Raw genomic sequence first — 11,543 nt, 5'->3', positions numbered from 1 at the left:
ACAAGGAACGTCTGTTTCGGATCCACGTTGAACCTTGCTGGGACACGTTCGCCATTCACCAGGGAAAGGCAGTTCTGATGCGACCAAAAATTGCAGCTAATCTGTTTCCGCTGACGCTCTCATTGTTGTTTGTCGGCGCTTCCGCTTCCAGCGCGCATGCTTATCTGGACGCCGGCACGGGGAGCATGATCCTGCAGGTTCTCCTGGGTGGGATCGCGGGCCTGGCGATTGCGGGAAAGCTCTATTGGCACAAATTCCTGACGGTTATCGGCGTTCGGCGTAACGCCCCGCACGAGGTCGACACCGATAAGGAGACCATCTCCGGTAATGCGCGGGCGGAGAGGTGAACGAGCCGCGCGCGCTCAAAACGGAACCCGGCACGATCGCCGACAGCCTCGCAGGCGTGGATCACACGCTGCGCCGGATAGAACGCGAGGCCGGCTCCTACCGCGACCGGAACGGCACGATCTTCTACCGCGATGGCAGGGTATTCCGGTATCTGAGCCGGAGGGCGCTCGCCAATTGGCAGGCGCTCGACAAGGCCCCGTTCTTCCAAGAACTTCGCGACCAGGGCCGCGTGGTGGAGACGCATACGGTCGATGCGCGTGCAGAGGGGTTGGACCTGGGAGACTGGGCCGGCATCGTGGAGCACGCCCGCATCCCCTTTGTCTCCTATCCTTACGAGTGGTCGTTCGGCATGCTGAAGGATGCCGCGCTTCTGCATCTCGAGCTGATGCGAAGCGCCCTTTCCGCCGATATGATCCTGAAGGATTCCTCCGCCTACAACATCCAGTGGAGCGGAGCACGACCGGTCTTCATCGACATTCCCTCTTTTGAGCCGCTGGGCGCGGGCGAGCCTTGGGTAGGCTACAGGCAGTTCTGCGAGCTCTTGCTTTATCCGCTGATGCTGCAGGCCTATAAGGGCGTGGATTTCCGGCCGTGGCTGCGCGGCCGGGTTGATGGGATTCCGGCGGAGGAGATGCGGGCGCTCATGTCCTCGCGCGACCTGTTGCGTCCGGGCGTGCTGCTGCATGTCGCGGCCCAGGCCGCTCTGCAGAAACGCTATTCCGGCGGCAGGCGGAATGTGCGTGGCGCACTGGCCGAGGCGGGCTTCGGCAAGGCGTTGATCGAGCGCAATGTGGAGAAGCTTGCAAGGCTCGTCTCGAAGCTCGAACCGGCGAACACCAGGACGACCTGGGCCGACTATGATCGAACGCATTCCTATGAGGAGGCGGAGCTAAACAGGAAGATCGACTTCGTGCGGCGCGCCGCCGCCACGCGCCGCTGGCGCCTCGCCTGGGATCTCGGCTGTAACACGGGGACGTTTTCGCACGTCGTGGCCGAACATACCGACTACGTGGTCGCCATGGACGGTGACTGGATGGCGATCGAACATCTCTACCGGCGCGAGAAGGACCGCGGTTCCGCAGGAAACATACTGCCGCTGGTGGTGAACCTTGCGGATGCCTCGCCGAGCCAGGGCTGGCGTTGCGCGGAAAGGAAGGCGATCACGGAGCGCGGGAAGCCGGAGCTCACGCTCTGTCTCGCGCTCGTTCATCACATCGTGATTTCCGCCAACATTCCCCTGGCTGACTTCATCAGCTGGCTTGCGGGGCTCGGGACCTCCCTGGTGATCGAGTTCGTGGGCCGGGAGGACGAGATGGTGCAGACGCTGCTCGCCAACCGCGATGACCAGTATGACGATTATCACCCGGGCGTGTTCCGCGAGCTTCTGTCGGTCCACTTCGATATCCAGGCCGAGGAGCCCCTGAAAGGCGGCAAGCGGCACATCTACTTCGCAACCGCGAAGCTGGACACAATTTCCCAAGGCTCTTGATCCGCGAGGGGCGACGCACCCCGCGGAACCGTGTCCGTGAGCCTAGAAGACAGCTGCGCCCTGGTCCGCCCGCGAGACGATCTGTCGGAAGCTTGCGAAGAGCTCTCGGCCCATGCCGAAATGCTCACGCGAAAGATCGGCCGAAGCGGGCTCCCGCCGGGCGAACGTTTCCGCATCCGTCAGCATTTCGAGCGTTCCCGCCTCGGCATCGAGCCGCAGCATGTCGCCGTCTTTCACTTTGGCGAGTGCGCCGCCCTCCGCTGCCTCCGGGGTGACGTGGATTGCGGCGGGAACCTTGCCCGACGCGCCGGACATGCGGCCGTCCGTCACCAGTGCCACCTTGTGGCCGCGGTCCTGCAGAACGCCGAGCACGGGCGTGAGCTTGTGAAGTTCCGGCATGCCGTTGGCCTTGGGGCCCTGGAAGCGGATCACCGCGATGAAGTCTCGGTCGAGCTCGCCCGCCTTGAAGGCATCCTGCAGCTCATGCTGGGTATGGAAGACCAGCGCGGGCGCCTCGATGATCCTGTGCTGCGGCTTCACGGCGGAGGTCTTGATAATGGCCTGACCGAGATTGCCCTTGAGAACACGGATGCCGCCGGTTGGCTGAAAGGCCTGCGAAACCGGCACGAGTACTTTCTCGTCGCCGCTCTTGGCCGGCGCGGGCTCGCGGGAAACACCGCCGTCTTCGTCGAGCCTGGCCTCGATCGCATAGTGGCGCAATCCCGGTCCCCAGACGGTCTGCACATCCTCGTGCAGGAGCCCCGCATCCAGAAGCTCGCGGATGAGGAAGCCGAGCCCGCCCGCAGCGTGGAAGTGGTTCACGTCTGCGAGACCGTTGGGATAAACACGCGCCAGGAGCGGCACCTGCTCGGAGATCTCGGCGATATCGGCCCAGGTGAGCCTGATTCCTGCAGCCGCCGCCATGGCGATCAGATGCATCGTGTGATTGGTCGAGCCGCCGGTCGCATTGAGACCCACCACGCCGTTGACGATGGAGCGCTCGTCGATCACGCGCCCCACGGGCGTGAATTCGTTGCCGAGCGCGGTGATGGCGAGTGCGCGCTTCGCCGCTTCCTTGGTCAGCGCATCGCGCAGCGGCGTGTTCGGATTGACGAAGGAGGAGCCGGGCGTGTGCAGGCCCATGATCTCCATCAGCATCTGGTTGGAATTGGCAGTCCCGTAGAAGGTGCAGGTGCCGGGTCCGTGATAGGACTTCGATTCTGCTTCCAGCAGCGCATCCCGTCCCACCTTGCCCTCGGCAAAGAGCTGGCGGATGCGCGACTTCTCGTCGTTCGGCAGGCCGCTGGTCATTGGCCCCGCGGGAATGAAGACGGCCGGCAGATGACCGAAGGTCAGCGCCGCGATGGTGAGGCCCGGCACGATCTTGTCGCAGATGCCGAGATAGACGGCGGCGTCGAACATGTTGTGCGAGAGGCCCACCGCTGTGGCGAGCGCGATCACGTCACGCGAGAAGAGCGAAAGCTGCATGCCCGGCTGGCCCTGGGTGACGCCGTCGCACATGGCCGGAACGCCGCTTGCCACCTGCGCGACGCCGCCGATCTCGCGCGCTGCTTCCTTGATGAGCTGCGGAAAGGTCTCGTAAGGCTGATGGGCGGAGAGCATGTCGTTGTAGGCGGTGATGATGCCGAGATTGGGCACCGTGCCGCCGGAAAGGGCGGCCTTGTCCTGCGGCCCGCATGCAGCGAATCCGTGTGCCAGGTTTCCGCAGGAAAGCGTGGCGCGGTGGACGCCGCTTTCAGCGGCCTCGTCCAGCCGGGCGAGATAGGCTTCACGGCTGTCGCGCGAGCGCTCTCGGATGCGGGCTGTGACGGCTTCGATCTCTCGCCTTGCGGTCATGGTTTCCTCGTCCTGTCTTGGTCGAGCCGGGCGTGGGCTCTCGATGCCTTCAGGATGCCGACTGATCGCCCGGTGACCGTTGGGTGTCCGCCCCTCCCGGTGCCCAATAGATACCGACGGGCGCGGCCGCTTGTTCCACGGCGATGCGCACGGGCAGCTTCGCGCCGTCTTCTTCGGTAAGTGCCGCCTGGAGCACTCGGCGCTTCTCTTCGCCTTCGACGTGCAGCACCAGCACCCTTGCCCTGCACAGGAGCGGTAATGAAAGAGTGAGACGCGACTCCCCCGCGCTTTTGGCATATATGGGGAGAACGCGCCGATCCTCCACCCGGAGCTTGAGGGCGATGTCCTCGGCGTCGGGAAAAAACGAGGCCGTATGGCCGTCAAGGCCCATGCCGAGCACGCCGACGTCGAGAGGCAGCGGGAGCCTCCCGATCTCCTCGTCCGCCTTCTCGGCGGCCTCCTCGATTGTTTCCGCCTGATGGTAAAGGCCGACGAACTGCGCCTGCGCCGCCTCGTTCTGCAGGAGATGGCGGGCGGCGAGCCCGGCATTGGACCGCTCCGAGGATGGCGGCACGAAACGCTCGTCCACGAGCGTGACGGTCACGCGCGGCCAGTCGATCTTCCTGCGCGAGAGCGCGCTGAAGAAAGGCGGCGGAGTGCTGCCGCCGGAGACGGCGATCGTCGCCATCCCGCGCTGCTCCACGGCCGCCGCCAAGTGCCGGGCCACCGTCTCGGCGAGCGCTTCGGCCAAGGGCTCGCTTGCCGGAAATTCGTGCCATATCGCCTCGGCCATCAGAAGCTCTCGTGCCAGGTGCGGCCGTCGCGCTCGATGAGGGCGATGGATGCAGAGGGCCCCCAGGTGCCGGCGGTGTAGGCCTGCACGCTCTGCGCGCGCTCCTCCCAGGCGGCCAGGATCGGGTCGATCCAGTGCCAGGCCGCTTCCACCTCGTCGCGGCGCATGAAGAGCGTCTGGTTGCCGCGGATCACATCCATGATCAGCCGCTCATAGGCGTCCGGATTGCGCTCCTGGAACGATTCCGCGAAGCTCATGTCGAGCGGAATCTGCCGGAGGCGCATGCCGCCCGGACCAGGATCCTTGATCATGATCCACTGCTTCACCCCTTCATCGGGCTGCAGTCGGATGACGAGTTGGTTTGCGAAGACGCGGCCCGCCGCATCGCCGAAGATGGAGTGGGGAATCGGCTTGAATTCGATGACGATTTCGGAGACGCGCGTGGCCATGCGCTTGCCGGTGCGCAGGTAGAAGGGCACGCCCGCCCAGCGCCAGTTGCCGATTTCCGCCTTGACGGCCACGAAGGTCTCTGTATCGCTGACACCACCGGAGAGTTCGTCGAGATAGCCCTTCACGGCACCGCCATTGGAGGCGCCGGCACGATACTGCCCGCGCACGGTGGCACGTTCCGCGCTGAGCGCGTCGATCGGCTTCAGTGCGCGCAGGACCTTGAGCTTCTCGTCGCGCACCGCGTCCGCATCGAGCGAGGAGGGCACTTCCATCGCCACGAGGCAGAGGAGCTGCAGGATGTGATTCTGCACCATGTCGCGCAGCGCGCCAGCCTTGTCGTAGTAGTCCGCGCGGCCCTCAAGGCCTACTGACTCGGCCACGGTGATCTGCACGTGATCCACGTGGGCCGAGTTCCAGAGCGGCTCGTAGAGCGCGTTGGCGAAGCGCAGCGCCATCAGGTTCTGCACGGTCTCCTTGCCGAGATAATGATCGATACGGAAAATGCGCGTCTCGTCGAATACGCGCCCGATCTGATCGTTGACCTCCCGGGCGGTCTCCAGGCTGCGTCCGATCGGCTTCTCGACGATCACGCGGGAAGTCGGCGTCGCAATGCCGTGTGCGTCGATCTGGTTGACGATGTCGCCGAAGAGCGAGGGCGCCACGGCGAGATAGAAGGCGCGCACATGCGGGCTGTCGCCCACGGCCTCCTTCAGCCCGTCAAAGCCCCTGCCGGTGGTGGCATCCGCCGAGATATAGGAAAGCCGGGCGAGGAACTGCTTGAGCTCGCCTGCGTCGATCTCCTCCTTCGCCACATGCGCCTCGATCGCCTCCTTGGCGTAACCGCGAAATTGCGTGTCGCTCAGCTCGGATCGCGATGAGCCGATGATTCGTGTCGGCTCGCTGAACTGCCCTGCACGCTGACGCTGATAGAGTGCCGGCAGCAGCTTTCGCTCGGCTAGGTCGCCCGTGGCTCCGAACACCACGAGATCGAAGGGCTCGACCGGTATCGTCTGGCTCGTCATGGTTTCGCGTCAGCTCCTCGCTATGGCCGCTTCATAGTCTAATCGATTTAATAAGGCCAGAGCCCTGCCTCCGCCTTTTTGCCGCAGCGCAGCAGAGAGGCGGGCTTCCCGCAACATCGTGCAGAGGATAGGCTTGCTGGCCGGCCATGCAAGCGCAATGGCCGAACGTGCTGTTCGGGTGAAGGAAAACGGGGAGATGGACAACGGTTTGTCGAGGACGGTGGCTGAAGGGCGCGCTTTCAAGCAGGTGATCGACGGCAGGATGGTCGACGGCGCTTCCGGCGAGCGGATCGATGTCGCCTGCCCGTCCGACGGCCGGGTTTTCGCCTCCATTCCCGCCTCGAATGCCACCGACGTCGACAGGGCGGTGCGCGCCGCGCGCCGCGCCTTCGATGAGGGCCCGTGGGGCCGCATGCCGGCGGTGGAACGCGGCCGGCGCATTACGCGGCTGGGGCGACTCGTGGCGGATCGCGCGGAAGAACTGGCAGCGCTCGAATCGCGTGATACCGGCAAGCCCTTGCGCCAGGGCAGGGCGGATGTCGCCGCGGCCATGCGCTACTATGAGTTCTATGGCGGCGCGGCCGACAAGATCCATGGCGATACCATCCCCTTTCTGGAGGGCTACACCGCGCTCACCTTGCGCGAGCCGCACGGCGTGGTGGCGGGCATCGTGCCCTGGAATTATCCGTTGCAGATCCTCGCGCGTGTCGTGGGGGCAGCGCTCGCCATGGGCAATACGCTGGTGGCGAAGCCGGCGGAGGACGCCTCGCTGACAGCGATCCGCATTGCGGAACTGGCGCTGGAGGCCGGGATACCCGAGGGCGTCGTAAACGTCGTCACCGGCTATGGGCGCGAGGCGGGAGCGGCACTCTCGGCGCATCCGATGGTCGACTATGTCACGTTCACCGGGTCTCCGGTGACAGGCACTGCGATCCAGCAGGCCGCCGCACTCAACAACCGCGGCGTGACCATGGAACTCGGAGGCAAGTCCCCGCAGATCCTCTTCGCCGATGCGGATATCGAGGCCGCGTTGCCCGTGTTGGTCAATGCCATCATCCAGAACGGCGGCCAGACCTGCTCCGCCGGCAGCCGCATCCTCATCGAAAAGCCGATCTATGAAAAGGTGGTCGCCGCGCTTGCAGAGCGCTTCTCGGCGCTCACCGCCGGACCGCACGATGCCGATCTGGATCTTGGCGCGCTGATCAATCCCGCACAGAAGGCGCGAGTGGAAAGCTATGTCCGCGCGGCGGAGGAGGCGGACACTCCGATATTGTCGCGCGGCCGCATTCACGAGGACGCGCCGGGGACGGGCTTCTACTATGCGCCGGTTCTCTTTGGAAATGTCGATCCGGAATCGGCCCTGGCGACGGAAGAGGTCTTCGGGCCGGTGCTGTCGCTGTTTCCGTTCGAGGATGAGGCAGGCGCCATCCGCCTCGCCAACGGGACCGAATACGGGCTCGTGGCCGGTGTCTGGACGCGCGATGGCGCCCGCCAGCATCGCGTCGCCAAGCGTGTGCGCGCCGGCCAGGTGTATGTCAACGGTTATGGAGCCGGCGGCGGGATCGAACTGCCCTTTGGCGGCTTCAGGAAATCCGGCCATGGCCGAGAAAAGGGTTTCGAGGCACTTTACGACATGTCCGCCACGAAGACGATTGTGTTCAATCATGGCTGAAAACCCATTGCGATCGAACGGTAGGAGAGGAACGAACATTGCGGCTGAAGGATAAAGTGGCAGTCATCACCGGGGCGGCATCCGGTTTCGGCGAGGGCATAGCGAGACGCTTCGCGGAAGAGGGCGCGAAAATTGTCGTTGCTGATCTCAATGCCAAGGGAGCGAAACGTGTCGCAGGAGAGATCGGGGGCGCGGCAATCCCCGTAGCGGTCGACGTGTCCCAGAAAAGCGATATCGAGGAAATGGTCGCGGCGGCGATGGAGGCGCATGGACGCATCGACATCATGGTCAACAATGCCGGCTTCACCCACCGCAATGGCGATATGCTTCAGGTGGATGAGCAGACCTTCGATCTCATCACCGCCGTCAACATGAAGGCGGTGTACTATGCCGCCCTCGCCGTGGTGCCGATCATGGAGGCGCAAGGCGGCGGATGCATCATCACCACGGCCTCGACGGCGGGCATCAGGCCGCGGCCGGGGCTCACCTGGTACAATGCCTCCAAGGGATGGGCCATCACGGCCACCAAGTCGATGGCGGTGGAACTCGCGCCGAAGAACATCCGCGTCAACTGTCTCTGTCCGGTCGCCGGCGAGACCGCGATGCTGAGCCAGTTCCTCGGCGAGGACACGCCGGAGAGGCGCGCCCAGTTCCGAGCGACGGTCCCGCTCGGTCGCCTTTCCAAGCCTCTCGACGTGGCCAATGCGGCGCTCTGGCTCGCTTCCGACGAGGCCGAGTTCATCACTGGCGTAGCGATGGAGGTGGATGGCGGGCGCTGTATCTGATAGGCAGGATCTCCGCTCCTCCGCCCGGTCGCCACAGCCTCGCAATTCATGACTTACGAACAGATATTCCTTTTCTGCCTGCTCGGCGTCGTCTTTGCGCTGCTGGTGTGGGGCCGGGTGCGATACGATCTGGTGGCCTTCTCCGGACTGGTGGTCGCCGTCGCCGGGGGCGTCGTCCCGGCGGAGGATGCCTTCGTCGGCTTCGGCCATGAGGCGGTCATGATCATCGCGCTGGTGCTGATCGTCTCGCGTGCCATGGTGAATGCAGGAGCGGTCGAGCTTGTCGCGCGCTTCGTCATATCGGCCGGCCGCCCTCTCTCCACCCATATCGGCGTCATGTCGGTGGTGGGTGCCGCCCTTTCGGCCGTCATCAACAATGTCGCCGCCCTCGTGATGCTGATGACGCTCGATATCGAGGCGGCGAAGAAGGCGAAGCGGCCCGTTTCCCAGACGCTGATGCCCTTGTCGTTCGCCACCATTCTCGGCGGCATGATCACGCTGATCGGCACACCGCCCAACATCGTCGTGGCCCAATTCCGCGAACGCGCTTTGGGTCAGCCGTTCTCCATGTTCGACTTCACGCCGGTCGGCATCATCTGCGCGCTGGTCGGTATCGCCTTCGTCACACTGGTGGGCTGGCGCCTGATCCCGGATATCGGCCAGCGCACTTCGCTGGGGGAGGACGGCGAGCCGTCGCTCTTCATCGCCGAGGCGCGGGTGAAGGAGAGTTCGAAGGCGGTCGGAAAACCGTTGAGCACGCTCTATCCGCTGGGCGATGAATGCGACGTATCTGTGCTCGGCCTGGTGCGGCGGGGGCGCCGTCTGCCGGGCTTTGCCGCCGGCGATGAAGTCCAGAAGGGCGATCATGTGGTATTGGAAGGCGATCCGAAATCCATCGAAGCCTTCATCGGAACCGCTGGCCTGGACACGCCGGGAACGGAGAAGCATGGCGGCCTCACCGGAAAATCGCTGACCCTCATCGAGGCGATCGTGCCCGACAATGCACGCATGGTCGGCCGCACGGCGCTGGATCTCAGGCTGCTTTACCGCCGTGGCGTCACCCTGCTCGGCGTCTCGCGGCAGGGGCAGCGTTTCCGCGAGCGCGTGCGCAGGCTCCCGATCAAGCCGGGGGACGTCGTGCTTCTGCTCGGCCCGGAAAGCCGCGTGAACGACGCCGCGGACTGGCTCGGCGTGCTGCCGCTGGCGGAGAGGAGCCACAATGTCGTCCAGCGTGGGAAGGCCTTGTTCACGATCGGCGTTTTCGCGGCGGCGGTCGCCACGGCCGTCGCGGGCCTTGTGCCTCTTGCAATAGCGCTTGCGGGCGCAGTCGCGGTCTACGCTTTCTCCAACATCATGAGAGCGCGCGAGGTCTATGAGGCTGTGGAGTGGCCGGTGATCGTGCTCCTCGGCTCGCTCATCCCGCTCGGCCTGGCGCTGGAGGAGACCGGAGGCACGCGCCTCATCGCCGAGGTCATCGTGGCGCAGACCGGTGCGCTGCCTGTCTGGGCGATCCTCGCCATTCTCATGGTCGTCACGATGACACTTTCGGACTTCCTGAACAATGTGGCGACGGCGCTGATCGCCGCGCCTGTCGGGCTTTCGGTGGCGCGGGCACTGGATGTCTCGCCCGATCCTTTCCTGATGGGCATTGCCGTCGCCGCGTCCTGTGCCTTCCTCACGCCGATCGGACACAAGAACAACACCATCATCATGGGGCCGGGCGGCTATCGTTTCGGCGATTATTGGCGCATGGGCCTGCCGCTGGAGATGATCATCATCGCCGTCGGGGTGCCCGCGATCCTCTTCGTTTGGCCGCTCTAGCGTCTCCGGCTAGATCCGGTCCCGAAGCGCATACCAGTTGAGGGCCAGGAAAAGGAGCACGTGGCGCAAGCGCGTGCCGCCGGGGAAAGGCGGGATTTTGAGCTCTTCGAAGAGCTTGAGGCGGTCGCGGTTGCCTCCGACGGCCTCGGCATAGAGACGACCCATGAAATTGGCCAGCATCACGCCGTGGCCGGAATAGCCCCCGGCGGCGATCACATTGGGCATCACCTCGCGCACGAAGGGGCGGCGCGGCACGGTGATGCCGACGAATCCGCCCCAGGCATGGGTGATCTCGACATCGCGGAGGAAGGGGTAGACTTCGGCGATCTGCCGCCCGATCTGCGCACGGATTTCCTTGGGATTGCCCTTGGAATAGACCTCGCGTCCGCCGAAGAGCAGCCGGCCGTCTATCGACTTTCGAAAATACCGCACCACGAAACGTGAATCGTCTACGCTCTCGCCGCCGGGCAGAACGGAGCTCTCCGCCCCGAGCGGCACCGTCGCGCCGACGAAGGAGCCGATGGGAAGCATGTGCGCTGCGCTCGCAGGCTCCAGATCCGCGCCATAGGCATCCGTCGCAACGAGGCATTTGTCGGCGGTGATCGTGCCGCGCGGCGTCGTTATCCGCACCTTGCCGGAGGCCGCCTCGATGCCGGTTGCCTTCGTCTCCTCGAAGAGATGAGCACCGGATGAGTCGGCCACCTGCGCTGTGCCCACGACCAGCTTCAGCGGGTGGATGTGCCCCGTTCCGGTGTCGCGGACGCCGCCGAAATAGAGGGTCGAACCCAGCCGCTCCGCGGTCTCCTTCTCATCCATGAAGGTGATATGCGGATAGGAGTAGCGCTCGCGCATGATATCCGCATGCGCGCGATACGCATCGAGATAGCGTCGCTTGTGGGCCACCGAGAGATGGCCGGGCACGTAGTCGATCTCGATCCCGTTCGTCTCCGCAAATTGAAGGAGGTGCGCCTTCGCCTCCTCGGCAAGCGCGAACAGCGCCTTCGAGCGGGTATAGCCGAGCTCGGCTTCAATCTCCTCCGGCCAGGCCCGCTGCCCGGTGCCGAGCTGTCCGCCATTGCGGCCGGAAGCGCCGTCGCCCATCCGGTGCGCCTCGATGAGGGCGACGTCGACGCCCATTCGCGCGAGATGGGCGGCTGCCGAGAGCCCGGTGAAGCCGCCGCCGATGATCGCCACGTCGGCGCGCCGGTCGCCGTCGAGGGGTGGGTATTCCGGCCGGTCTCCGACTGTTGCTTCGTACCAGGAGTAGCCGGGTGAAATGGGGGATTGGTAGGTCATTGGCACAGCG

Annotated in this window: 9 protein-coding genes; 5 read left to right on the top strand and 4 right to left on the bottom strand. The window is 64.9% G+C overall.

Going from position 1 to position 11,543, the window contains the following annotated elements:
* The first annotated feature begins 77 nt into the window (after positions 1-77).
* The gene (locus tag PVE73_RS22640) at positions 78-347 is read left to right on the top strand and encodes a hypothetical protein (RefSeq protein WP_277364413.1); all 270 of its coding nucleotides are present in this window, start codon (positions 78-80) and stop codon (positions 345-347) included.
* Positions 344-1,837, top strand: coding sequence for a hypothetical protein (locus PVE73_RS22635; protein ID WP_277364412.1), 1,494 nt, complete (start codon positions 344-346; stop codon positions 1,835-1,837). The genes PVE73_RS22640 and PVE73_RS22635 overlap by 4 nt, the downstream gene beginning before the upstream one ends.
* A 42-nt stretch (positions 1,838-1,879) precedes the next feature.
* On the opposite strand, the gene edd is transcribed toward PVE73_RS22635, so the two are convergent.
* Genes edd through zwf form a run of 3 tightly spaced genes read right to left on the bottom strand, consistent with a single transcriptional unit; the run spans position 1,880 to position 5,959 of the window.
* Entirely contained in the window at positions 1,880-3,694 is a 1,815-nt protein-coding gene (gene edd, locus PVE73_RS22630; protein WP_277364411.1) for a phosphogluconate dehydratase, read from the bottom strand.
* Between the two features lie 49 nt (positions 3,695-3,743).
* The gene (gene pgl, locus PVE73_RS22625) at positions 3,744-4,487 is read right to left on the bottom strand and encodes a 6-phosphogluconolactonase (protein WP_277364410.1); all 744 of its coding nucleotides are present in this window, start codon (positions 4,485-4,487) and stop codon (positions 3,744-3,746) included.
* The gene (zwf, locus tag PVE73_RS22620) at positions 4,487-5,959 is read right to left on the bottom strand and encodes a glucose-6-phosphate dehydrogenase (protein WP_277364409.1); all 1,473 of its coding nucleotides are present in this window, start codon (positions 5,957-5,959) and stop codon (positions 4,487-4,489) included. The genes pgl and zwf overlap by 1 nt, the downstream gene beginning before the upstream one ends.
* 196 nt (positions 5,960-6,155) lie before the next feature.
* Between zwf and PVE73_RS22615 the strand changes: the two genes are divergently transcribed.
* Genes PVE73_RS22615 through PVE73_RS22605 form a run of 3 tightly spaced genes read left to right on the top strand, consistent with a single transcriptional unit; the run spans position 6,156 to position 10,237 of the window.
* The gene (locus tag PVE73_RS22615; RefSeq protein ID WP_277364408.1) at positions 6,156-7,631 is read left to right on the top strand and encodes an aldehyde dehydrogenase family protein; all 1,476 of its coding nucleotides are present in this window, start codon (positions 6,156-6,158) and stop codon (positions 7,629-7,631) included.
* A 38-nt stretch (positions 7,632-7,669) separates the two neighbouring features.
* On the top strand, positions 7,670-8,416 hold the full coding sequence (locus tag PVE73_RS22610; RefSeq protein WP_277364407.1) for an SDR family oxidoreductase: 747 nt from the start codon (positions 7,670-7,672) through the stop codon (positions 8,414-8,416).
* A gap of 48 nt (positions 8,417-8,464) precedes the next feature.
* The gene (locus tag PVE73_RS22605; protein WP_277364406.1) at positions 8,465-10,237 is read left to right on the top strand and encodes an SLC13 family permease; all 1,773 of its coding nucleotides are present in this window, start codon (positions 8,465-8,467) and stop codon (positions 10,235-10,237) included.
* Positions 10,238-10,246: 9 nt separating this feature from the next.
* Here the strand turns inward: PVE73_RS22605 and PVE73_RS22600 are convergent, their stop codons facing one another.
* The gene (locus PVE73_RS22600) at positions 10,247-11,533 is read right to left on the bottom strand and encodes an FAD-binding oxidoreductase (RefSeq protein ID WP_277364405.1); all 1,287 of its coding nucleotides are present in this window, start codon (positions 11,531-11,533) and stop codon (positions 10,247-10,249) included.
* Between the last annotated feature and the right edge of the window lie 10 nt (positions 11,534-11,543).

Source organism: Chelativorans sp. AA-79, assembly GCF_029457495.1.
Taxonomy (GTDB): Bacteria; Pseudomonadota; Alphaproteobacteria; order Rhizobiales; family Rhizobiaceae; genus Chelativorans.
This window is presented reverse-complemented; position numbering and strand designations above follow the sequence as displayed.